The 25,448-nt window shown below is 28.4% G+C and carries 23 protein-coding genes and 1 riboswitch; of the genes, 4 read left to right on the plus strand and 19 right to left on the minus strand.

The window, feature by feature from the left end:
- Window positions 1-163: 163 nt before the first annotated feature.
- The gene (locus tag NG901_RS05915) at window positions 164-1,021 is read right to left on the minus strand and encodes a MurR/RpiR family transcriptional regulator (protein WP_252212821.1); all 858 of its coding nucleotides are present in this window, start codon (window positions 1,019-1,021) and stop codon (window positions 164-166) included.
- Between the two features lie 322 nt (window positions 1,022-1,343).
- Between NG901_RS05915 and NG901_RS05920 the strand changes: the two genes are divergently transcribed.
- Complete coding sequence (locus tag NG901_RS05920; protein WP_252212822.1) at window positions 1,344-1,523, plus strand: hypothetical protein; 180 nt, start codon at window positions 1,344-1,346, stop codon at window positions 1,521-1,523.
- Window positions 1,524-1,824: 301 nt separating this feature from the next.
- Here the strand turns inward: NG901_RS05920 and NG901_RS05925 are convergent, their stop codons facing one another.
- The 8 genes from NG901_RS05925 to NG901_RS05960 form a co-directional block, all read right to left on the minus strand.
- The gene (locus NG901_RS05925) at window positions 1,825-3,417 is read right to left on the minus strand and encodes a solute:sodium symporter family transporter (RefSeq protein WP_252212823.1); all 1,593 of its coding nucleotides are present in this window, start codon (window positions 3,415-3,417) and stop codon (window positions 1,825-1,827) included.
- A 117-nt stretch (window positions 3,418-3,534) separates the two neighbouring features.
- Window positions 3,535-4,431, minus strand: coding sequence for a myo-inosose-2 dehydratase (gene iolE, locus NG901_RS05930; RefSeq protein WP_252212824.1), 897 nt, complete (start codon window positions 4,429-4,431; stop codon window positions 3,535-3,537).
- Window positions 4,432-4,526: 95 nt separating this feature from the next.
- Window positions 4,527-5,540 carry an inositol 2-dehydrogenase gene (gene iolG / locus NG901_RS05935; RefSeq protein WP_252212825.1) on the minus strand — a complete coding sequence of 338 codons (1,014 nt, stop codon included), beginning with the start codon at window positions 5,538-5,540 and terminating at the stop codon, window positions 4,527-4,529.
- Window positions 5,541-5,556: 16 nt separating this feature from the next.
- Entirely contained in the window at window positions 5,557-7,488 is a 1,932-nt protein-coding gene (iolD, locus tag NG901_RS05940) for a 3D-(3,5/4)-trihydroxycyclohexane-1,2-dione acylhydrolase (decyclizing) (protein ID WP_252212826.1), read from the minus strand.
- A 153-nt stretch (window positions 7,489-7,641) separates the two neighbouring features.
- On the minus strand, window positions 7,642-8,433 hold the full coding sequence (locus NG901_RS05945) for a 5-deoxy-glucuronate isomerase (protein ID WP_252213061.1): 792 nt from the start codon (window positions 8,431-8,433) through the stop codon (window positions 7,642-7,644).
- Between the two features lie 13 nt (window positions 8,434-8,446).
- A complete protein-coding gene (gene iolC / locus NG901_RS05950; RefSeq protein ID WP_252212827.1) occupies window positions 8,447-9,466 on the minus strand; it encodes a 5-dehydro-2-deoxygluconokinase in 1,020 nt (339 codons plus the stop codon).
- A gap of 77 nt (window positions 9,467-9,543) precedes the next feature.
- Entirely contained in the window at window positions 9,544-10,389 is an 846-nt protein-coding gene (locus NG901_RS05955) for a class II fructose-bisphosphate aldolase (protein ID WP_252212828.1), read from the minus strand.
- A 5-nt stretch (window positions 10,390-10,394) separates the two neighbouring features.
- The gene (locus NG901_RS05960; protein WP_252212829.1) at window positions 10,395-11,549 is read right to left on the minus strand and encodes an iron-containing alcohol dehydrogenase; all 1,155 of its coding nucleotides are present in this window, start codon (window positions 11,547-11,549) and stop codon (window positions 10,395-10,397) included.
- Between the two features lie 231 nt (window positions 11,550-11,780).
- Here NG901_RS05960 and NG901_RS05965 point away from each other — a divergent pair, with 231 nt between their 5' ends.
- A complete protein-coding gene (locus NG901_RS05965; RefSeq protein ID WP_252212830.1) occupies window positions 11,781-12,542 on the plus strand; it encodes a DeoR/GlpR family DNA-binding transcription regulator in 762 nt (253 codons plus the stop codon).
- A 141-nt stretch (window positions 12,543-12,683) separates the two neighbouring features.
- Here the strand turns inward: NG901_RS05965 and ribH are convergent, their stop codons facing one another.
- The 5 genes from ribH to NG901_RS05990 all read right to left on the minus strand — a co-directional run bounded on the left by ribH (window position 12,684) and on the right by NG901_RS05990 (window position 18,202).
- A complete protein-coding gene (gene ribH / locus NG901_RS05970; protein ID WP_252212831.1) occupies window positions 12,684-13,145 on the minus strand; it encodes a 6,7-dimethyl-8-ribityllumazine synthase in 462 nt (153 codons plus the stop codon).
- 91 nt (window positions 13,146-13,236) lie between these two features.
- Window positions 13,237-14,430 (minus strand): bifunctional 3,4-dihydroxy-2-butanone-4-phosphate synthase/GTP cyclohydrolase II, encoded by a 1,194-nt coding sequence (locus NG901_RS05975; protein WP_252212832.1) that lies wholly within the window; start codon window positions 14,428-14,430, stop codon window positions 13,237-13,239.
- A 261-nt stretch (window positions 14,431-14,691) separates the two neighbouring features.
- Window positions 14,692-15,342, minus strand: a complete 651-nt coding sequence (locus NG901_RS05980; RefSeq protein WP_252212833.1) for a riboflavin synthase — start codon at window positions 15,340-15,342, stop codon at window positions 14,692-14,694.
- Window positions 15,343-15,356: 14 nt separating this feature from the next.
- A complete protein-coding gene (gene ribD, locus NG901_RS05985; protein WP_252212834.1) occupies window positions 15,357-16,448 on the minus strand; it encodes a bifunctional diaminohydroxyphosphoribosylaminopyrimidine deaminase/5-amino-6-(5-phosphoribosylamino)uracil reductase RibD in 1,092 nt (363 codons plus the stop codon).
- A 361-nt stretch (window positions 16,449-16,809) separates the two neighbouring features.
- A riboswitch (FMN riboswitch) is annotated at window positions 16,810-16,925 on the minus strand.
- Window positions 16,926-17,011: 86 nt separating this feature from the next.
- Complete coding sequence (locus NG901_RS05990) at window positions 17,012-18,202, minus strand: DUF6398 domain-containing protein (protein ID WP_252213063.1); 1,191 nt, start codon at window positions 18,200-18,202, stop codon at window positions 17,012-17,014.
- A gap of 302 nt (window positions 18,203-18,504) precedes the next feature.
- On the opposite strand from NG901_RS05990, the gene NG901_RS05995 reads away from it, so the two are divergent.
- A complete protein-coding gene (locus tag NG901_RS05995; RefSeq protein ID WP_252212835.1) occupies window positions 18,505-19,488 on the plus strand; it encodes an amidase domain-containing protein in 984 nt (327 codons plus the stop codon).
- Between the two features lie 128 nt (window positions 19,489-19,616).
- Here the strand turns inward: NG901_RS05995 and purB are convergent, their stop codons facing one another.
- On the minus strand, window positions 19,617-21,047 hold the full coding sequence (purB, locus tag NG901_RS06000) for an adenylosuccinate lyase (RefSeq protein ID WP_252212836.1): 1,431 nt from the start codon (window positions 21,045-21,047) through the stop codon (window positions 19,617-19,619).
- A 170-nt stretch (window positions 21,048-21,217) separates the two neighbouring features.
- Between purB and NG901_RS06005 the strand changes: the two genes are divergently transcribed.
- The gene (locus NG901_RS06005; RefSeq protein ID WP_252212837.1) at window positions 21,218-21,442 is read left to right on the plus strand and encodes a DUF378 domain-containing protein; all 225 of its coding nucleotides are present in this window, start codon (window positions 21,218-21,220) and stop codon (window positions 21,440-21,442) included.
- Between the two features lie 153 nt (window positions 21,443-21,595).
- On the opposite strand, the gene NG901_RS06010 is transcribed toward NG901_RS06005, so the two are convergent.
- The 4 genes from NG901_RS06010 to recA all read right to left on the minus strand — a co-directional run bounded on the left by NG901_RS06010 (window position 21,596) and on the right by recA (window position 25,343).
- Window positions 21,596-21,856 carry an HPr family phosphocarrier protein gene (locus tag NG901_RS06010; protein ID WP_003373177.1) on the minus strand — a complete coding sequence of 87 codons (261 nt, stop codon included), beginning with the start codon at window positions 21,854-21,856 and terminating at the stop codon, window positions 21,596-21,598.
- 126 nt (window positions 21,857-21,982) lie between these two features.
- Window positions 21,983-22,243 carry a stage V sporulation protein S gene (locus tag NG901_RS06015; RefSeq protein WP_252212838.1) on the minus strand — a complete coding sequence of 87 codons (261 nt, stop codon included), beginning with the start codon at window positions 22,241-22,243 and terminating at the stop codon, window positions 21,983-21,985.
- 147 nt (window positions 22,244-22,390) lie between these two features.
- Complete coding sequence (gene rny, locus NG901_RS06020; RefSeq protein WP_252212839.1) at window positions 22,391-23,935, minus strand: ribonuclease Y; 1,545 nt, start codon at window positions 23,933-23,935, stop codon at window positions 22,391-22,393.
- 337 nt (window positions 23,936-24,272) lie between these two features.
- Entirely contained in the window at window positions 24,273-25,343 is a 1,071-nt protein-coding gene (gene recA, locus NG901_RS06025; protein ID WP_252212840.1) for a recombinase RecA, read from the minus strand.
- Window positions 25,344-25,448: the final 105 nt, after the last annotated feature.

The raw sequence follows: 25,448 nt of genomic DNA on the forward strand, positions 1-25,448 counted from the left end.
AAACTTTTTTTCATTAATATATTAAAATTAAAGCTATCTCAAAAGATATCTTTATTAATTTGAGATAGCCATTTATTTATTATTTATTATTTGTTATTTATTATTTATTATTTATTATTTATTTAAAATAGCCTTTTGCTTTGTAATATAGTAATAAAGTTAACTAAAATCTTTTACTAGCTATACCATTTCTTATGCGTTCTAAATTGTCTAATGTCTTATCCTTTCTTTTAATTGCTACTCCTACATAAAGCCAGTCAACTATCATTAATGAAGTAAGTCTAGATTCCATGGCTTCACTTCTAAACATAGATTCATTTCCATATGCTATTAAGTGTAAATCTGCAACTTTAGCAAGAGGTGACTTTTCATTTCCAGTAATGGCTATAATTTTAATACCTCTTTTTTTCGCTAAATTAATATTTTCAACTAGTTCTTTATTACTTCCTGAGTTTGAAAAAGCTATAATAGCATCACCACTATTTGCTATAGAAGAAAACATAACTTGCCAATGTGAATCACTTGAAGTAGCACAATCTATTCCTGTTCTAATAAATTTATGATAAGCATCATTTGCAATAGTCCAAGATCCTCCCATTCCAAAAAACATTATCTTTTTAGCATTCAATATTATATCAATTGCTTTATCTAAATCTTCAGTTTTGTTTATTTTTAACGTACTTTCAATACTATTTATATTAGAACTCATTATTTTTCTCATAATGATATATGTATCATCATTTTCTTTTATTTCTTCATAAATATTGTCTATTGGTTCTATTACAGAGCCAGCTAGATTAATTTTTAAATCTTGATATCCCTTATAACCAAGCTTACTACATAATCTAAATACAGTTGCTTCACTAGCTTTGCTTACTTCCGCTAATTCTGTTATTGAAAAATGAATTATATTTTTAGGATTTTCTAATACATACTGTGCAACTTTTTTTTCTGCGCCTTTTAATTCACTATAAATATTAGTTATTCTTTCTAAGCATCCCCTGTTTTTCTCATAAGACATAATATCTCTCCAATCAAATGTATATGGTCAAATTATATGATAATTTTTATCCAGAAAATAGACTCTGTTAATACTCCTACTTCTACAAGTAGGAGTATTAACTATATATCTTTACATAACGATTTTTTAATTTAAGATTAACCACAACCTAATCTAAGGCTGAGAACTCTGTTTATATATTTCAATTATAGCATATGAAATTTACTAATGGCAAAATTTATTATTTACATATTTTTATATGTTTAAATTATATATCTTATAATACTATAATTTAAATACTTGGTAATACTAAAACTATTATAGGAAAGGAGTAATTTTTAATATGGATAATATAAAAAAACTTGTTGATTTATTACATACGCAAGCACAATCTTGTAGTAAATGTGCTCAAAAGTCTAAAGAACCAAATGATGGCTCATTTATTCAATATGATAAAAAAGATAGTTTTAGTTCTGATGGAACTGTTAGATATGGTGAAGAGCAAGATGTTGATGATTTATAGCGCACATTTAATTTAAAGTGTAGATATGACTTTCTACTTTATTATTTACTTATTTATTCTTACCCAAATATATTTTTTAGTTTTAAGTTTTATTTAATGTTTTTAAATTTTATATTTCTTAATTTCAAATAAAGAAGCATGAAAATAAATAACAAGTCTAAAGTTGCAATGGATATTTTTCATCAGTCAAGAAGATTAATTGTCCTCATAGCGTGTCTATTAGGTCAATTTAACGACGCAGCATGATGGAAAATAACTAGCAAATGGACTTGTTATTTTTTGATTGTGCCTAATTAATATTTTACCACTGACCTATTCCTAGTGGTGAGAAAATTAAGTATATTAAACACATTGTTCCTACCATAATTCCAGTAGCTAATTTAGCATGTTTCCACGGTGTTAAACTAACTACTGCTTTATTTTCTTGTACAAAATCGGTTTCTCTAGGATTTAATTTTCCTATTATAAGCATAACGATTACACATGTTGGGAATAAAACTCCCAATACGTAAAGAAAATGAACATCTTTTATTAAAAATTTTGATAATGTATATAAAGCTATATGAACAAAAAATGCAATTTTAGGTGCAATCTTAGGAACTCTTTTAGAATAAAATCCTACAACTACAGCTGCTAAAATCGGTACATTATAAAAACCAAAACATTCTTGTAAAAATCCATATAATCCCGTAGGTGCATATAATATAAATGGTGCAACACATGTAGCTATTATTGCAATTATTATATTAAATTTTCTACCAATATGAACTAATTCTTTATCACTAGCTTTTGGTTTCATAAGTGGTTTATAAAGATCTAATGTAAATAAAGTAGCCGAACTATTTAACGCTCCATTAAATGAACTCATAATAGCTCCAAATAAAACTGCAGCGAAAAATCCTAATAATGGTTTTGGTAATACATCTATTAATAATGTAGGATATGCCATATCTGCATTTTCTAATCTTGTTCCATACTTAGCAAATGCAATTACACCTGGTAATACTAAAAAGAAAGGTCCTATTAATTTTAAAAACCCTGCATATATAGCGCCTTTTTGTGCTTCTTCTAAATTTTTAGCACCTAAAGCTCTTTGAACAATTGATTGGTTTGTACAAAAATAGAATAAATTATTAAATAATAATCCAGTCATTAAAACTGGCCATGGAACTAGTGGAGATAGGGAATTTGCTGGATTTATTGCATTTAATTTTTGAGGATTGGCTAGTAAAACATTAAATCCATCTACAAAATTCCCATGTCCAACTGATATTATTCCAAGTACAGGTACCATTAATCCACCCACAAGCAGACCTATTCCATTAATGGTATCTGATACAGCACATAGTTTTAATCCACCATATACTGCATATATACAACCTATTACTGATATCATAAATCCAGTTATTGCTATTGCTTGAAAAGTTGTTATTCCTAAAATATCTGATATTCCAAATATTTTATTTATAACTATAGCACCTGAATACAATACTGTAGGAATGTATGTTACTATATATCCTAAAAGAAGCAACAACGATACTATTCTTTTTGTTGTTGAATCATATCTTTCCTCTAAAAAATCTGGTATTGTTGTAATTCCACTTTTAAAGTACTTAGGTAAAAATATTAAAGCTAAAATTCCTAATGATACACAAGCCGTAGCTTCCCATGCCATTGGTCCCATATTAGTCATATAACTTTGTCCATTTAACCCTATTATTTGTTCTGTTGATAAATTTGTAAGCATTATTGAACTGGCTATTACAACACCTGATAATCCTCTGCCAGCTAAAAAGTATCCATCTGCTGATTCAGTGTTAGAACCTCTAGTCTTATAGAATGATATTACACCTACTAAAACTACAAAAAATATAAAGGTAATTAACGTAAACATATTCAATCCTCCTTCTATTTTAAGATAAAAGGATTCCATATTATATATATTTATAAAATACTAATTATTATAAAATATAACATGGAATCCTAAAGATAAAATGATAAATTAAATGCTTTAAATACTAGCTTTTTCTTTTATATACTGTCTTCCTTTAATTGCGTATTCAAGAGGATTTGCAATAGATGGATCTTGTTCTGCTTCTATCATTAACCATCCTTCATAATTATTTTCTGCTAATATCTTAAATATTGGTTCAAAATCTATTGAGCCATCTCCAGGAACTGTAAATGCTCCAGCTCTTACACCTTTTAAGAAACTTAATTTTTCATTTTTAACCTTACTCACAATTTCAGGTCTTATATCTTTTAAATGAACATGTTTTATTCTGTGAACATACTTTTTTAGTATTTCAACTGGATTTTCACCTGAGTACACTAAATGACCTGTATCAAATAATAAATATACTAAATTTTCATCAGTAACACTCATTAACTTATCAATTTCTTCTGTTGTTTGCACTCCAGTTCCCATATGATGATGATAAACAATCTTCATTCCTTTATCAGCTGCTAATTGTCCCAATTTATTAAGTCCATGGGCTAATAGCTTCCATTCTTCTTCATTAAAATGATGCTTTCCATCAAATATAGGAGTTTCCATTTGTCCTTGAATGCTATGACCTTGTTCTGAAACTACTATAACTTTAGAACCCATTGCATGTAAAAAATCTCTATGAGCTATAAATTCTTTTTCAGTTTCTTCATAAGGTTTAGTAGTTAAAAATGAGCTAAACCAAGCACTTGCGATTTGAAGATTTCTCATTTCTAAAGCCCTCTTTAAAACCTTTACATCTTTAGGATATTTATTTCCGATTTCAGTACCCTTAAATCCTGCAAGAGCCATTTCGCTTACGGCTTGTTCAAATGTATTTTCTTTTCCTAAGTCTGGCATATCATCATTAGTCCAACCAATTGGACATATTCCTATTTTAACTTTGTCCCTATTAAACATATTAATTCCCCCTAAAATTTCACGAAATATTAAACTATTCTTTCATAAATTATATACAGAATTTTTAAGTGTTAAATATATATTTTCTTTTAATATTAATATTGAATTTCTGATATCTTAACAGGTCTATTTTCTTTTAAAGATTTTGTTGCTGCCTTACCTATTAGAACAGCTTTTAATCCATCATCAGCATTTACACAAACTTCTTTATCATTTACAATTGCATCAATAAATTCAGTTATTTCTTCTGCATAAGCTTGCATATATCTTTCTAAGAAGAAGAATAGTGGTTTTTCTCCATTTACTCCATCCTTTGTTGATACAACTGCACTTGAAGTACTATCATTAGCTACAGCTACTTGTCCAAGTGATCCAAATACTTCTGCTCTTTGGTCATATCCATAAGCTGATTGTCTTGAGTTATCAATTACAGCCATTGCTCCATTTTCCATTTTTAATGTAACTATTGCAGTATCTATATCTCCTGCTTCTCCAATAGCTTTATCTACTAATACATTTCCAGCTGCATAAACTTCTTCAACATCATTTCCTAAAAGATATCTTGCCATATCAAAATCATGAATAGCCATATCAAGGAATAGTCCACCTGAAACTTTAACGTAATCAATTGATGGTGGTTCTGGATCTCTTGAAGTTATTTTAAGAATGTGTGGTTCTCCAATTTTACCTTCTACAACTGCTTTTCTAACTGCTTTAAAATTATGGTCATATCTTCTATTAAATCCTACTTGATATTTAACATTTGATTTCTTAAGTTCATCTATAACTTCTTTAATTCTACTTAGCTCATGATCAATTGGTTTTTCACAGAATACATGCTTGCCAGCTCTTATAGCTTCTATAGAAATTGGTGAATGAGTATCTGTTGATGAACATATAAGTACCGCATCTATTTCTGGATCTTCAAGAATTTTCTTGTAGTCATTATAAACATTATCTATTCCCATTTCTTTAGCCCATTTTTTAGTATCATCATTTAAAAATACATCTGCTATTGCCTTTACTTCTGCATTTTTAACGTACTTAGAAATACTTTCTCCATGAACTTTACCTATTCTTCCTGCTCCAATGATTCCAACTTTTAACATAAAAAACATCTCCCTTTTAATATTTTCTTGCACTTTTTAATACTTTTTTATTATTTTCAAAAGCTTTATTAACAGATTCTTTTTCTGATACTTCAGCTAATCCTACATGCCACCATGATTCATATCCATCAGTCATAGTTTTAGGTAATACTTTAATATCAATTAAAGTAGAAACCTTTTGTTTTTTTGCATCTATTAATGCATTCTTTAATTCTTCTAAGTTTTTAGCTGTGTATGTTTTTAAACCATATCCTTCAGCTGCTTTTGCAAAATCTATTGGTATTAATTTACCATTAAGTTTATTTGTTTCATCATTTCTATATCTAAATTCAGTTGCTAAATTTCCTATTCCATTAGACATTTGTAGATTATTTATACAACCAAATCCACAGTTATCAAATAATAATACATTTACTTTTTTATTCTCTTGAATTGAAGTTATAAGTTCTGAATGTAACATTAAATAACTTCCATCACCTAAAATTGAATAAACTTCTTTTTCTGGATCTGCTAACTTTGCACCAAATCCTGCCGCTATTTCATATCCCATACATGAGTATCCGTATTCCATATGATAAGAATTTAAATATTCTGTTTCCCACATTCTTTGAAGATCTCCTGGTAAACTTCCTGATGCTCCAACAATAATTGCATCATCATCAATACATTCTCTAATTAATCCCAATGCCGATGTTTGAGTTATTGTTGTATCAGTTAATTTTTTAAATTCTTCTAAGCTTTCTTTATTTCTAAATTTTATAATTGGCTCAAAATTCTCTTCATATTTTATATTAGTTAGTCTTTTCATTTCTTCTTTCCATACAATTTTTGCATTTTTTATCTCATCTTTATATGAAGAAATATAATTTTCTTTTTCAAGTAATTTATAAAGATATTCTAAACATTCTTTAGCATCTCCAACCATCTTACATGAGTCCAATTTACTAGCATGAAATTTTGATAAATTAATTGTTACAAATTCTACATCTGGATTTTTAAACAATGATTTTGATGCAGTTGTAAAATCTGAAAATCTTGTACCAACTCCAATTACTAAATCAGCATCTTTAGCTATGATATTTGCAGCTAAATTTCCTGTAACTCCAATACCACCTAAATTCATATGATCGCTTGATTTTATTGAGCTTTTTCCAGCTTGTGTTTCACCTATAGGTATATTAAATCTATTAGCAAATTTAGATAAGGCATCTCCAGCTTCTGAATACCTTACTCCACCGCCACAAATTATTATAGGTTTCTTTTTATTTTTCATTATATTTAAACATTCATAAAATTCCTCTTCTACAGCTAAAGGTCTAGTAATTTTGTGAACACGTTTTTTAAAGAAGTATTCTGGAAACTCAAAACTTTCTCCTTGAACATCCTGTGGAAGTGCTATACATACTGCTCCTGTTTCAGCTGGATCAGTTAATACCCTCATTGCATTGATCATTGCAGACATTAATTGTTCAGGTCTATTTACTCTATCCCAATACTTGCATACAGGCTTAAATACATCATTTGTAGTGATTCCAAGGTTATAAGATTGCTCAATTTGTTGAAGTACTGGATCTGGTTGTCTAGTTGCAAATGAATCACCTGGAAGTAAAAGTAATGGTATATTATTTACTGTTGCTGTTGCTGCTGCTGTGACCATATTTGCAGCTCCTGGTCCTATTGATGAAGAACAAGCTATAATCTTTCTTCTATTATTTTGCTTAGCAAATGCTGTTGCTGCATGTGCCATACCTTGCTCATTTCTTCCTTGATAAACTCTTAAACCTCTTGGATTCTCATCAAGCGCTTGTCCTAAACCAACCACTATTCCATGACCAAAGATAGTAAATATTCCATGAACAAACTTTTCTTCTTTTCCATCAAATGAAACATATTGATTATCTAAAAATTTAACTAACGCTTGTGCTGTTGTCATTTTTGTACTCTTCATAAACTCACCTTCTCATAATTATTTAGACACATAAACATAAATAACAAGTCTAAAATTGCAATGTATATTTTCAAATTGCCATGGCCTATTAGGTCAATTTTCCGACGCAACATGATGAAAAATAGGCGGCAAATGAACTTGTTACTTTTCTGATTATGCCTTATCCGGCCATATTTTAACGTCTTTATCCCAAAGCCATTTGTGTTCTTCTACATCTATCCTGTCAGTCCATGGATTATTTTCAAGATGTCTAATCATCCAACAATAATACATTGCATATCCTGGTGCTGATGTTTGTGGATGAACATCTCCACCTGTTATTGTTGAAAAACTATTATTAGAGATCTTATATGCATTATCTCCATTTAAACAAAATCCAAAGCCTTGTTCTTTGTTAAATTTATAAAAATATACTTCTGGTTGTGGATGATAATGTGGTGGATAACTTGACCACTTTCCTGGAAATGTTATAACTTCTCCAATTACCATATTAGAATATGGTGCATTGTTATAATCAAATACGGTTCTTACAATTCTTCTTGCAGTTCCATTCCAAGTTCCTTCACCAAAAATATCACTTCTACACTTATCCGGTGAATATAATTTTGCTTCAAAATCATTTTGATTATCTGTGCTTTGTATTATTAATTCACTTTCTTCTAAACATTCAACTGTTACTTTTATATTCTTAGGTACATGTAAACACCATGGATCTTCATCAAAAACAGATTTTCTCTCTATTATTTCAGAATCTTTATTCCAGGCTATTTTAAGCTTTCCTGTTAAAAGAAGTACTGCTATTTCTTTATCAGCATTGTGGTACTCTTTTATTTCATCTTTTCTTAATTTTTCAACTACAATATCCATTAGCATTTCTTTATTTTTACCGCTAATTTCACATAATACGTTTTCACCATATTGTAAATCATGTAATTCATGAATCATCATTAATCCTCCCTTATCCTCTTGCTATCATTTCTCCATATTGTTTTTTCTTCTCTTTTATAAATTCATTTATCTCTTTTACAGTTGGCATATCTTGTGAACAGCTATGACTTGCTACTAACATAGCTGCTGAAGCACTTCCAAATTCTAATGCATCCATAATATCCCATTCTTCTAATATTCCATATATAAATGCTGAAGCGTATGCATCTCCACCGCCAAATGATTTTAAGAGTTTTACTGGAAATGGCTTTATTTTATATGATTTTCCGTCATTAGTATAAGCTGTAGAACCCTCTTTTCCATGTTTAATTACAACTATTTTATTACCAAAATCTAACCATCTTTTAGCACTTTCTTCATCAGTGCTTTTTTCCTTAACAATTAGACTTTCCATCAAATCAAATTCTTCTCTTGATCCCATAACAATGTCACTTTGCTTTCCAACTATTGAATAATAAATAGCTATTTCATCTTTATTTTTCCAATTATATTCTCTATAATCTACATCAAAAATTACAACTGTATTATTCTTTTTGGCAAACTCTAATGCTTTTAATGCAGCTTCTCTAGATGGACTTTTAGCAAGTGCTGTTCCTGATATTACTATTGCCTTTGTATTTTTTATATATTCTTCATCTATCTCATTAACATCTAACTCTAAATCAGCTATTCCATTTCTATACATCAAAATACTGCTTTCTGTTGGACTTGCTATTTCTGTAAATGTAAGTCCCAAAGACTCGCCATTTTCTGCATACTTTATTTGTGAAGTATCTATTCCATCATTATCAAAGTAATCAACTACAAACTTTCCAAATTGATCCTTTGAAACCTTACCTATAAAGCCAACTTTTTTGCCAAGTCTTGAAAGCCCAACTGCTATATTAGCTGGTGATCCCCCTAAATATTTTTTGAAAGTCGTACTTTCTGAAAGTGGTCTATTTATATCTATTGGATTAAAATCAATTGCTACTCTTCCAATAGGAACTATCTCAAATTTTCTATCTTTTTGAAATTTAATATATCCCATGTTTTAAAACCTCCTTGTTTAATGTTTCTGTAATATTTAATGCAAACATTATCTGATTCTAGCTAAAATTACATTTATTATGCTTTATTCTCACTGCCAAAAATTTTTATATGTTTCTTTACATTCTCATATGCCCCTTGTATTTCAGTCTCATGTAAAGTAAAGTAATCATAGTCTTTTGAATTACTATTTAGATTTTTTACAGAATCTCTTACTTTATTAAAAGTAGCAGTTGCTATATTTATTTTTCTTATTCCCATAGTTGCACATTTTTTAAAGTCATCTTCTGATATTCCTGATCCACCATGTAATACTAATGGTATTTTTAAGTTATCATTTAGTTTTGTTAAAATATCAAATCTTAATTTAGGTTCACCTTTGTAAACCCCATGGGAATTTCCTATTGCTACCGCAAGAGCATCTATTTCAGTATCGTTTATAAATTTCCTAGCCTCATCTAAATCAGTAACTTTTATATTTACCTTTTCACTACCATCTTCACTACCGCCAACATGGCCAATTTCGCCTTCCACAGCAGCTCCATAATCTCTAGCCAATTTTTCTACTAAGCTCGTTATTTTTATATTTTCTAAAAAATCTAGAGATGATCCATCTATCATTACTGAAGTAAACCCTAAGCTTAATGCTTTTTTTATATTATCTATTGTTAAGCCATGGTCAAAGTGAACAGCTACAGGTACTTTAGCTTTTTCTGCTGCTTTTATCATTGATGGCCCTATTATATCTAATGGTGAATGTTTTAATCTCACTTCTGCTATTTGTAATATAATTGGAGAATTTAATTCTTCTGCTGCTTTTATAGCACCAATTATCATTTCCATATTAGCTACACTAAAACTTCCAACTGCATAATTTTCATTGTCTGCTTTTAGTAATAGTTCATTCATATTTACTAATGGCATCTTCATCACCTCCAAAGTGATTTATAAACTTCGACAATATCATCATATTTAACTGTTTTTAAAGTATTTTGAGGACTTCCACTTTCCAGTGCATCCTTAGCCATTTTATCTAAATTATTGAAAAACTTTTCTTTATCTATTCCATACTCTTTTAAAGTAGGTATAAATAAGATTTTACAAAGCTTATCTACTTCTTCTACAAATTTTCTAGCTGCTATTTCATTCTCTTCATCTTCATTAGATATTCTAATGGCTCTAGCAAGATCTGCAAATTTAATATAAGCCCCATCTAATACAAAATTAAAACATTCCTTTAATAACATAGCATTTGATATTCCATGAGGTACATGGAATAATGCTCCTATTGGTCTACTCATACCATGTACTATTGTTACTGATGAGTTATTAAAAGCGATTCCTGCTTCTAATGCTGCAATTGTCATTTGAGTTCTAGCTTCTTCATTCTTTCCCTCATTAAATGCTATTGGCAAATATTTAAATATCTTCTTTATTGCTGATAGTGCAAATGTGTCAGAAAGTGGTTGAGACTTTTTAGATGTATAAGCTTCTATAGCATGTGTTAATGCATCTAATCCTGTTGCAGCTGTTATTTTAGGTGGTGCTGTCATAGTAAATCTTGAATCTATAATTGCTAATGTTGGCATTAATGAACTTCCCTTTATTAACATCTTTACATCAGTTTTAGTATCAGAAATTATAGTAAACTTTGTTGCCTCAGATCCTGTTCCAGCAGTTGTTGGTATTGCAACTATTGGTGGTAATTTGTTTTCTATTTGTTTTCCCATATAATCAGATATTTTGCCTTCATTATTTACCATCATTGCTATTGCTTTAGCTGAATCTATTGAACTTCCCCCTCCAACAGCTACTAAGTAATCACAATTTTCTTTTTTATATAAATCTACACCTCTGTCTATCATCACATCTGTTGGTTCACCATTTATTTCGTCATATATAAAATAATTAATTTTTTCTTTATCTAAAATATCAATTACAGCTTGTACATTACCTAACTTAACCATAATGTTATCTGTAACTATTAAAACTTTTCCACCAAATAATTTTAAATCTTCTACACTATCTTCTAATGAATTTTTCCCTGTTAAAATTTTATTTGGAATTATGAATTCATTTGACATTTTACCGTCTCCTTTCAGGTATATTATGATTAACTTCTTGTTATCTTATGGTTATATTATAAGTACCTGTTTTCTGATTGTCAATATTTTCCTTGTATATTTTTTACTTTTTTTAAATTTTAAGGATATTTATGGTATAATGATGATAATGTCTTTTACTTTATAATTTCATAGTTTATAATTAATATTAGATTCCATATTTTTGAAATAAAATAAAAAGGGGGTATTTAGATGCGTTTAAAAAGACTTGATTTATTAGAAGAATTTATTTATAAACATAGAACCGTATCAATAGATAAACTTTGCGAAGAATTTAAGATGTCAAAAAATACAATTCGTAGAGATATAGATGCCTTAGTTGATAAAGGCGTAATAAAAAAAGTATATGGGGGCGTTACAGTAAATACTCAAAGTAATGAGCTGCTTCCATTTGAAGAAAGAACAATAAAAAATAACAGTGCTAAAATAGATATTGCTAAAAAAGCTGCTGAATTTATTGAAGATGGGGATTCTATATTCATAGATTCTGGTACTACCACATTAAATATAATTGATTATTTAAATGATAAAGATAATATAACGTTATTTACCAATAGTATTAATGTTATTTTAAAAGCAATTCCTCATGATAATATTGATATAATATGTTTATCTGGTAGGTTTAATAGAACTACTTTTTCTTTTACTGGGCTAACTTCTAGTGATGTCTTATCAACTTATAATATAAATAAATCTTTTATGGCTTGTACTGGAATTTCATTAGAAAATGGCCTTACTCACACCTCACCTAATGAATTTAAAATAAAGAAAGTAGCTGTTTCTAAAAGTCATAAAACATTTTTACTTGCAGATAGTTCAAAATTTAATATAGTCTCTTTAATGACCTTTTGTGATGTAAAAGATCTAGATTATCTAATTACAGATAAGTGTCCTTCAGCCAAATATATTGATTATTTTAATAATTATAATGTTGAACTTATAGTTCCTAATTAAATTAAAGAATATTATTAGATATGGTTAATAAAAAATAACAAAAAATCACCTCGTTAAATATATTAAGCTTTTTATTTTTAGCTTGTATATATTTAACGAGGTTGAATTATTCTATTCTGTATATATTAATTTGTCATCTCATTATAGTTCTTTTATTAAATTAGCCATTTCAATTGCACCAACTGCACATTCATAGCCTTTATTTCCTGCTTTAGTTCCGGCTCTTTCTATGGCTTGTTCTATATTATTTGTTGTAAGCACTCCAAACATTACTGGTTTTCCAGTTTCTAATGATACATTTGCAATTCCTTTAGAAACTTCTGAACAAACATAATCGTAATGTGATGTTGATCCTTTTATTACTGCACCTAAACATATAACTGCATCGTATTTAGGACTTTTTGCCATTTTCTTTGCTATTAATGGCATTTCAAATGCTCCTGGTACCCAAGCTACGTCTATATCTTCTACATTTACTCCATGTCTCTTAAGTCCATCTATAGCTCCATCCAAAAGCTTACTACCTATAAATTCATTGAATCTTCCTACTATTATTCCAACTTTTAATCCTTCTGCAACTAATTGTCCTTCAAAAATATTCATTATTAATTCCTCCTAATTTTTTACTTTTTTAATTACTTCGCCCACTTTACTTATGCATATATCAACGCTCTGCTAAAACATAGCCTAATAATTATATATTTAATAAATGATTCATTTTTTCTTTTTTAATCTTTAAATAAAATTCATCATTTTTGTTTAATGGCATTTCTATAGAAATTCTTTTTACTACATCAATATCATTTTCTCTAAGTCCATCTATTTTTTCCGGGTTATTTGTTATTAATTTAATTCTATTTATCCCTAAGTTTTTTAACATATCTGCACTAGATTTATATTCTCTTAAATCTGGTGCAAATCCTAAAGCTAAGTTAGCTTCAACTGTATCTAATCCTTCATCTTGAAGTGAATATGCTTTTAATTTGTTTAAAAGACCAATACCTCTTCCTTCTTGTTTCATATACAGTAAAATACCTCTTCCTTCTTGTGCGATCATTTTCATAGCTGCATCATATTGTTCTCCACAATCACATTTTTTTGATCCTAAACTATCCCCGGTTAAGCATTCTGAATGAACTCTAACAAGTACTGGTTCTTCTCCTGAAATATCTCCCTTTATTAAAGCTAAATGACATTTTTCACTATCATTTTCTTTAAATCCTATAACCTTAAAGTCTCCATATTTTGTTGGAAGTTTTGCTTCCACTTCTTTAGTAACACTTCTTTCATTTCTTAGTCTATATCTTATTAATTCTTCTATAGTTAATATTTTCAAATCATGTTCCTTAGCAAATTTTATTAAATCATCTCTTCTTGCCATACTTCCATCATCTTTTATTATTTCACATATTGCAGCAGCTCCTTTAAAGCCTGCAATTTTCGCTAAATCTACTGAAGCTTCTGTATGTCCTGTTCTTTCTAATACACCTTTTTTCTTTGCTATAAGAGGAAATACATGTCCAGGTCTTCTAAAGTCCTGTGGTCTTTCACTTTGTACTAACATTTTTATAGTGTCAGATCTTTCGAATGCTGAAATTCCAGTAGTTGTATCTATGTAGTCAACAGCTACTGTAAATGCTGTTTCATGATTGTCTGTATTTTTTTCAACCATAGGATTTAATCCTAATTTTAATGCTATTTCTTCTTCTACAGGTGCACACAACAGTCCTCTTGCATATTTAATCATAAAATTCACATTTTCAGGAGTTGCTTTCTCTGCTGGAATAACTAAATCACCTTCATTTTCTCTTCCCTCATCATCAACAATAATAATCATTTTTCCATTTCTTATATCTTTTACACATTCTTCAACAGTACTAAATTTCATCTTCTCTCACCTCATACATAATTTTATTTTAGGATTTGTTTTAAAGTTTTAAATATGTATTGATATCTGCAATAGGCAAAATGGCGTTGTAATTGGACTTTGAGAATTCTTAATGAGTATTGTCACATTTACTGCTTGTCTCAATTTTATATTGGGAGCAAGCTAAAATGGGACTATAGTCATTTTAGTATTCCTAAGTTCAATTGCTCTGTCCAGTTTGCTTATGCATATATCAATACCCCCTTAAAACGCATTTTATTATTAAAAACCATTTTCTCTTAAAAACTCCATGGTTACATTGCTTTCATTTTTTATTTCTTCATCCTTGTTATTTACTAATTTTTCAATATATTTTCCAACCACATCACATTCTAAATTTACAACTGACTGAACTTTTTTCTCATATAAAATTGTATTTTCTAAAGTATGCGGTATAACAGATACTTTAAACTTTTCATCATCAACATATGCAACTGTTAGACTTATGCCATCAATGGCTATTGAACCTTTGTATATAATATATTTCAAAATCTCTTTTGATGCAGATATAGTAACCCATGTACCATCGACCTTTTTTTCTATATCGGTTATTTTACCTACTCCATCTATATGACCACTTACTATATGTCCACCAAATCTATCTTCTAATTTCATTGCTCTTTCAAGATTAATTTTATTTCCTGATTTCAAACTTCCCAGTGAACTTTTTTCTAAGGTTTCTCCCATTACATTAGCTTTAAATGAAGATTTAGTCATTTCCAAAACTGTTAAACATACACCATTTGATGCAATACTATCTCCTATTTTAGTATTTTCCAGTACCTTATTGGCTCTTATTTCTATTACTCCAAAGCCTCCCCCTAATGTAAGTTTCTCTAAACTACCTACTTCTTCAACAATTCCAGTAAACAATTAATCACATCCTTTTACTTCAATTTATTTATATATCCTTCTATAACTATCTCCTCTGATAATTTTTCATAAGTTAAATCTCTAAGTTTTACAGCATCACTTAATTTAGAAAATCCCTGTCCACCTATACTACTTTTACTTGTTTCACCACCTAATATTTTAGGTGCTATATAAAATCTTACCTTATCAACTATATTTTCTTCTAATGCAGAAAAGTTTAATGTTCCTCCACCTTCAATTAATATAGAATCTATTTTTAAATTACCTAAATATATCATCAATTCTTTTAAATCAACTTTTTTATTTTTATCAATTATTTCTATTACTCTTGCACCTTTATTAACTAATTTTTGTTTTTTTAATTTGTCAGCATATTTAGTTGTTGCTACTATGGTTAATCTATCAGAGTTATTTACTATCTTTGAATCTAATGGAATTCTTAAGGTGCTATCAACAATAATTCTTATTGGATTTCTCCCATTTTCTATTCTGCATGTAAGTTCTGGATTATCCTTAATAACAGTATTTACCCCTACCATAATAGCTGACAATTTATTTCTTAATAAATGCCCATCTCTCCTTGCTTCTTTTGATGTAATCCACTTTGACTCTCCTATAGCTGTAGCTATTTTCCCATCTAATGATATTGCACTTTTTAAAATAACAAATGGTAAATTTGATGTTATATATTTAATAAATGATTCATTTAATTTTTTACATTTCTCTTCTTCTATACCAACTATAACTTCTATATCATTCTCTTTTAGTTTTTTTACACTTTTTCCTGATACCATTGGATTTGGATCCAACATTCCTATTACTACTTTTTTTATTTTTTTCTCTATTATTAAATTTACACATGGAGGAGTTTTTCCATAATGTGCACATGGCTCTAATGTTATGTATATCGTACTTCCTTCTAATAACTTAGTAGCGTTGTTAATGGCATTTACTTCTGCATGTGGTCCTCCATACTGCTCATGATATCCTATTCCAATTATCTCATCGTCCTTTACAATTACTGCACCCACTAAAGGGTTTGGATTAACCTTTCCTATTCCTTTTTTAGCCAATTCTAATGCTAACCCCATATACTTCTCATTCACTAAATTCACCTTCTTCTTAATATAAAAATCATAGCAACCACTTATAGGCATGAGTTATTTATTTTCATTTGCCTAAATTAATTATGATTTGAATTTTTATGAAATTTTCCTTTTTTACAATGTTCTAAAGAAAAAAATCCCTGAAGTGTAATACTTCAGGGATTAATAATAATCTTATTTATAATGAATTATGATTTTAACGTATCAAAATAAAGATATATGATTTTAATATTATTTAGATATAATTAAAAATCATATTTTATCTTATAAATTAAAAAACCCTGAACTAAAATATAAGTTCAGGGTAAAAATCAATTTAAATAATACGAATTAAAACCTAATAATCATTAGATCAAATAAGTAATTTCTTCTTTCATCCAGACTTTACTGTCGGCTTCGGAATTTAACCGAATCTGCTATTTCTAGCTCGCGGGCTTTACCGCCGGTAGGGAATTTCACCCTGCCCTGAAGATTAATATTTAATTTATATTTTTATATTATCATATTCTTCTAATTATGTAAAGGTCAACACGTAATCTTTTTTCATATTTTACAATAATCTATTAATTTGATTTTTGAATTTTAAAATTTATATTCATTTCCTTTATCCAGTTAATAGTTTCTTTAGATTCATTCCATGCTTCTAAACTATATTTTATATAATGCATAGCTTCTGCATCACTTCCAAATCTAGATATTCTAGGTAATACTTTAGGAATTTTCTTTTGTTTCAATATATATGGTATTACAAATGAATTTTTCTTGTATGCTTTTCTTATAGCATCTTCTGCTTCTTTTATTTTTCCTGTTTTATAACGTAATAAAGCCTTATTATATGATACTGCTGCTAAATAATCATTATCATATTTTTTAAATAACTTTTCTGCATCATCATATCTTTTTTCAATTAATAACCAACTAGACAATATTCCTCTTACCATTAAGTTGTCTTTTTCATTAAATTCTAATATTTCAAATGCATTATCTATAGCATCATTTTTTTTACCCATTTTCCATAATTGAATAGCCAAAGTATATTTAGCTCCAAAAAATGGTTGAGCTTCTTTTTTATTAAAACATTCTTTAGATGCAGTTTTTAAACTGTCAATGCCCAATATGTATTTACCTGAATCAACTGCTTTTTCTAATAACTCTTTCTTATCATTATGAGTTAAACTTACATCTTTAGATAAAATTATATATGCATCTGAGCAATACTCACAAACACTTAAAGCCTCTTTTGCAAGTTTTACCTTCTTATTAAAATTCTTTTCAGACCATGCTTTTCTCATTATTTTTTGAGCTTTTATAAATTCTTCAGTAATTCTAATATTTTCTTCTTTCTCAGCTTCTACTTCTTTTTTATCATTTAAAGAATCGCTCTTATCATTAGAATTTACTATCCATATTTCATCATCTTTTGATATATTTAATAAGTTTCTTATTTCTTTTGATTTCATAGAGCCCGTACTATTACTTACTCCAAATTCTTTATATAAATCAAGAGCTTTAATATATGGCTCCTCTTTAACATCAAATAAATTATTTACTGTTCCAATTGCATGAACAACTCCTGCTGCCCATGAAGAGCTTTTCCCTTTTTTCAATGAATCTTCATGGCTCATTCCTAAGTCATGTAACGCTTTTATACAAACTTTTTCATATTGTTCATTAAGATATTGATTTGAAAAGACTTTTATCTTTCCAAGAATTTCTTCATATTTTTCAACTATTGAGTTAGGTAAATTTTGCATTATTTCTATAACTCCTTTTTTTAAATCTCTCATAAGGTTTCATTATTCACTAATATAATTAAAATATCTTATAATTAAAATATTATTCTTTATTTTTTAATACCTTTATATTATATATTTTAATTATATTATCAGCAAGTGTTATACGTAATAGAACCACTTAATTATATCACATTATATGAGAATATATATTTTAATACTTTTTAGCAATATATATAAACTTTGTTCATATATATCTGTAAACGTATTTTTATAAATTAATTATAATTTATAAAAAACTACTTTCTTTAGGCGGTGATATATTGTTATCAATAGATTTATATTATTTTCATAAAATTTTATCTACTACATATGATAAATTCAATTTAATTCAAAAAGAAAAATGTAATGTAAACGACAATATTTTTGAAGATTTATATTTAAAAAAATGCTTTAATTCTTTATGGCTAAAAAAATTGAACTTACAAATAAACAATATAAAAACTAAATATAAATTTAACATACTTGAAAAAAATCACAATTTACTCAAAATAAAATTTAACTACCTACAATCCTTCACTTTAAATAATTCACCCAAAGGTATAATATCATATTCATTAGATGAATATATACTTATATCAAATAAAAGTAATCACAAATTAAAAATAATGTTTTTAGTTAATAAAGAGGAAGATCCTAATTTATATGAAGATATACTAAAAAAAGATTTACTACAAATAATGAATATTATTTCATCTAATAAAATAGGTATTTGGAGTTCTAAAATAAAGGTTTTAGATCGTCTATATAAAAAATATCTTGAAAGTAATAATTGTTACAGAACACCTTATACTTCTGATAGAAGTTTTTCTTATGATCCATTAAAAGCTTGTGAATACGCCGAAAAATTTGCTTTGACTCCTAATAAAGATTATACATCCTTTGATGGTATAGGTGGAGATTGTACAAATTTTATTTCTCAATCAATTCATTTTGGTGGGTTAAAGACTTCAAATTCATGGAAACCCTATAGTAATGCTTGGGTTAGAGTTGAAGAGCTACATTCATATATTATAAAAAATAAACTTGGATTTGAAATTAATAAAAATTCTCCTTTAAAGAAGGGTACTATAATACAATTTTATACACCTAAAATAGGTCGATTCTTCCACTCAGGTTTAATAACTCATATTCTTCCAGATGGAGATTACTTATACTGCTGTCATAGCTATAACAAATTAAACTATCCTTTAAGTTTAACCTACCCTATATTATATCCTAGAATAAGAAACTTAGAAATATATTAAAATTTGTTCTTAATTTTGCACTTTGTTTTAAGTATAACTTTATGTATGTACTAGGTTAAATAGACTTCTCAATAATATAGGATACCTTAGAATGATTCAAACTAAGATATCCTATATATTTAAATTATTTAAACTGTTATTTCACTCTTAATTTTTAAAGCTTTTTCATTACTTTCTATAATAGGATTTACATATTCATCAATAAATTCTACTACTTGACTTGGTGCTCTACCAACAAATTTTTTAGCATCTATTATTGATAATATTTCATCCTTAGTAAGTCCAAAAGAATTATCATTTATTATTCTTTCTATTAAATCATTATCTAATCCTTCACCTTTAACTCTTTGAGCTGCTGCCATAGAATGAACTCGTATTTTTTCATGTAATTCTTGTCTATCTTTTCCTCTTTTTACTGCTTCCATCATTATATTTTCAGTAGCCATAAATGGCAGTTCACTAGCTACATGTGATGCTATGACTTTATCATATACTACCATGTTTTCAGCTATGTTCATATAAAGATTTAATACTCCATCTAAAGCCAAGAATCCTTCTGCAACTGATAATCTCTTATTAGCTGAATCATCTAACGTTCTTTCAAACCATTGAGTTCCTGCTGTTATTGCTGGATTTAAAGCATCTACTATTACGTATCTAGCTAGTGCACTAATTCTTTCACTTCTCATAGGATTTCTCTTATAAGCCATTGCTGATGATCCTATTTGATTTTTTTCAAAAGGTTCTTCCATCTCTTTCATACTTTGAAGTAATCTTAAGTCATTACTAAATTTATAAGCACTTTGTGCAATTTCTGATAATGTATTTAAAACTATTGAATCAAGTTTTCTTGGATAAGTTTGACCTGTAACGCCAAAACTCTTATCAAATCCCATTTTTTCTGCTATCATTTTATCTAATTTTTTAACTTTTTCTTCATCACCATCAAATAATTCCATAAAACTAGCTTGAGTTCCAGTTGTTCCTTTTACTCCTCTTAGTTTTAAACTATGTATTACAAAATCTATATTTTCAATGTCCATAACTAAATCTTGCATCCATAAAGTCGCTCTTTTTCCTACTGTAGTTAATTGAGCTGGTTGATAATGTGTAAATCCTAATGTAGGTAAATCTTTATATTCAATGGCAAAATTCTTTAAGTGATTTAATACTGTTACTATCTTATCTTTTATTAATAAAAGTGCATCTCTCATTATTATTACATCTGTGTTATCGCCTACGTAACAAGAAGTAGCTCCAAGATGAATTATACCCTTAGCAGCTGGACATTGTAACCCATATGCGTACACATGACTCATTACATCGTGTCTTACTTCTTTTTCTTTTTTTATAGCTTCTTCATAATTTATATTATTAATATTTGATTTTAATTCATTTACTTGTTCCTCTGTTATATTTAAGCCTAGTTCTCTTTCACCTTCAGCAAGAGCTACCCATAGCTTTCTCCAAGTTGTAAATTTCATATCATCTGAAAAAATAAAACTCATTTCTTTAGATGCATATCTTGAATTTAATGGTGTGCTATATAAATTTCTCATACAAAAACCTCCACACGAATATATTTTATTTTTTTTATTTCAACATTCGTATTATAACATATTTTTTATATTTTCATAGTATTTTATTGAAAAATTTACTTAATGTTATTATTTTTTATTTTAAATCATATATATAAACATAATGTATTCTAAAGTTAGGAGTGAATAAAATGTATAAATTAAATATATTCGATAAAATTTCTTTTATTTTAGTTATTCTAGGTGCCTTTAATTGGGGATTAATAGGTTTACTAAATATTAATTTAGTAACTATATTTTCTTTTGGAATACCTATAATTCAAAGAATAATATATATAATAATTTTTTTATCATCATTAAATTTACTGTCATTGCTATTTAAATGCAATAATAATTTAAATAAAAAAATTAATTAAAATACCTATTATAATATTTTCCCAATAAGTAAATAATATTATTCTTCTATTTGCTTATGGGGAAAATTATATTTTAATTAGAATATTATACATAACAAAAGAGATGTCTCCTAAATTTATATACTTTTTAGGGACATCTCTTTTTAATAAATATTAATCGTCTAAAGATTGAACTAAACTTACTAATTCTTCAACTGCTAGAGCTTCATCATCTCCAGATGCTGAAATTTTTATTGCAGCATCTTTAGTTACAGCTAAAGATAAAACTCCTATTAAGCTCTTAACGTTTGCTTTCTTACCATTGTATTCTATGCTAACGTCTGACTTAAATCCTGAAGCTTTCTTAACTAATAATGTTGCTGGTCTAGCATGAAGACCTGATGAACTTTTTACTATAACTTCTTTTGATACCATTATATCCACCTCTTTACAAAAAATTAATTAATAAATATAGCATCCAACCATTTTAGTATATACTGTTTTGTAATTAATTTCAACTTAAAAATAATTAAGATGCCCATTACCAAGCTCTTCTTTATCTTATCTAGGTTGTACTATAAGTTTTATTGCTGTTCTCTCTTCTCCATCTATTTGTATATCCGTAAAAGCTGGTACACAAATAATATCCTTTCCACTTGGTGCCACAAATCCTCTAGCTATTGCTATAGCTTTAACTGCTTGATTTATTGCTCCAGCTCCCACTGCTTGTATTTCCGCTATGTTCTTTTCTTTTATTATTGCCGCTAATGCGCCTGCTACCGAATTAGGATTTGATTTACTTGATACCTTTAATACTTCCATTTTTATTATTCCTCCTAGAATCATTATACAAAATCGTTTACATTAATATATATTCTATACAATCTATTAAATTCCTTTTATTTAGTATAATATTTTATAAAGAAAAAAGATAAAATGTATAATAATTATACATTTTATCTTTTAATTTTATTTAGCAAAGTCTACTGTTCTAGTTTCTCTTATTACATTAATCTTAATTTGTCCTGGATATTCAAGTTGTTCTTCTACGCTCTTCACTAAATTTCTAGCTAATTCAGCAGTACCAGCATCGTCAACTTTATCTGGTTTAACAATAATTCTTATTTCTCTTCCAGCTTGAATGGCATATGACTTTTCTACACCCTCATAAGAATTTGCGATTTCTTCTAATTTTTCCAATCTCTTAATATATGCTTCTAATGTTTCTCTTCTTGCCCCCGGTCTAGCTGCTGATATAGCATCTGCCGCTTGAACCAATACTGCTTCTAAAGATTGCATTTCCACATCTCCATGATGGGCTGCTACAGCATTTATCACCAATGGTTGCTCATGATATTTCTTAGCAAGGTCTCCTCCAATTAGTGCATGAGGACCTTCTTGCTCCTGATCTACAGCTTTACCGATATCATGTAGTAATCCTGCTCTTTTAGCTAGAGTAACATCTAAACCTAATTCTGAAGCCATTAAACCAGCTAAATATGAAACTTCTATGGAATGTTTTAATACATTTTGACCATAACTAGTTCTATACTTTAATCTGCCAAGTAGTCTTATAAGTTCTGGATGTAATCCATTTATTCCAGTTTCTAGGGTCGCTTGTTCCCCTTCTTCTTTTATATCATTTTCTACATCTTTAACTGCTCTTTCGACCATCTCTTCGATTCTTGCTGGATGTATTCTACCATCCACTATCAACTTTTCAAGTGCTATTCTTGCAACTTCTCTCCTTATTGGATCAAAGCTTGAAAGAATAACTGCTTCTGGAGTATCATCTATTATTAAATCTACTCCGGTTAATGTTTCTAGAGTTCTAATGTTTCTTCCTTCTCTACCTATTATTCTACCCTTCATTTCATCATTTGGTAGCGCAACAACATGCACAGTAGTTTCAGACACATGATCCGCAGCACATCTTTGAATAGCAGTCGTGATTATTTCTCTTGATCTTTTGTCTGCTTCTTCTTTTGCTTTGCTTTCGATTTCTTTTATCATCAATGCAGCATCATGTGAAATTTCTCTTTTAATTTCGTCTAAAAGAATTTTACGAGCTTCTTCACTAGAAAGAGATGAAATTCTTTCCAATTCTTCTCTTCTTTGAGTATATATTTCTTTTACATTGGCTTCTACTTGATCTATATCAAGCATTCTTTGATTAATTTTTTCTTCTCTTTTTTCTAGCGTATCACTCTTTTTATCAAGTGATTCTTCTTTTTGAATAACTCTTCTTTCAAGTCTTTGAATCTCATTTCTTCTTTCACGAGATTCTTTTTCAAAATCATTTCTTAACTTATGAACCTCTTCCTTAGCTTCAAGTATTGTTTCTTTTTGAAGAGCTTCTGCTTCTCTTTTAGCTCTTTCTAAAACATCTTGTGCCTCATTTTCAAGAGATTCAATTTTATCCTTCGATACTTTTTGTATCATTTTATAAAGTAGTATTCCTAATACTAATAATATAATTAAATTTACTATTATTATTAAAATCCAAAATTTCATATAAACACCTCCTAGCTTGTTAAGCTATCTATTTTTGTAAACAAGAAATCATAGTAGGTGTCATATTATTCTCACTGTATTGGGAATATGATAAACCAGTATTCCTTTTTATTCTATATTAAAAATAAAATTATGTCAAGCTTGCTATGATATTGTTATCATGCTCATATTTACTGAGTTACAAGAGTTTTTTTTATTTGTATTTGCTATAAAATTTTAGTAATAACAACATATATAATCATAAAAATATTTTCATATAACAATATTTATATATATCATCCTTTTTATTGTAAAAAAAGCAAAAGAAATAATCCTTTTGCTTTTTATAATTATCTATTTATTTATCTGATTGTTCCTTATTTTCTTTATTTTTAACTTCAGATGATGTTTCATTTATAACAGCATCCATCAATGGAAGATTATGTTTTTCTCTTATTTGATTTTCTACATCTAATGCAACTTCTGGATTTTCTTTTAAGTATTGTTTAGCATTTTCTCTACCTTGACCCAACCTTATGTCTCCATATGAGAACCATGCCCCACTCTTTTGTACTATTTCTTCCTTAACTCCAACATCTAATATGTTTCCTTCTCTTGAAATACCTTCGTTATACATTATGTCAAATTCTGCTTGTTTAAAAGGTGGTGCTACTTTATTCTTTGTTACTTTTATTCTTGTTCTATTACCAACAATACCATCACCTTGTTTTATAGAGTCTATTCTCCTTACATCAAGTCTTACTGATGCATAGAACTTTAATGCTCTTCCTCCTGTTGTTGTTTCAGGTGAACCAAACATTACTCCAACTTTTTCTCTCAATTGGTTAATGAAAATTGCTATGCAATTTGTTTTACTAATTGTACCTGCTAGTTTTCTTAATGCTTGTGACATTAGTCTTGCTTGAAGTCCAATATGAGAATCTCCCATTTCTCCTTCAATTTCAGCTTTAGGAACCAATGCTGCAACAGAGTCAACTATAATTACATCAATTGCACCTGAACGAACTAATGCTTCTGCTATTTCAAGACCTTGTTCTCCTGTATCTGGCTGAGAAACTATAAGATTTTCTGTATCTACCCCTAAGTTTCTTGCATAAGATGGATCTAATGCATGTTCTGCATCTATAAATCCTACTGCTCCACCTTTTTTCTGTGCTTCTGCAGCTATATGAAGAGCTATTGTTGTTTTACCTGAACTTTCAGGACCATAAATTTCAATAATTCTTCCCTTTGGAACTCCACCAATTCCAAGTGCTATATCTAAATCTAAACATCCAGTAGAAATTGAATCAATATTTAAAACACTGTCTTCACCTAATTTCATAACTGAACCTTTACCAAATTGCTTTTCTATTTGTCCCATTGCATTTTCAATTGCTTTTAATTTATTTACATCTATATTAGCCATAATGTTACCTTCCTCTCATCGAACTTATGTTCTGTATATAATTATAATTTAACTATTATTATTAGTCAACAGTATTGATAAAAATTCCCCCTTTAAAATACATCT

Source organism: Clostridium sp. CMCC3677, from assembly GCF_023845585.1.
Lineage (GTDB): Bacteria > Bacillota > Clostridia > Clostridiales > Clostridiaceae > Clostridium > Clostridium aquiflavi.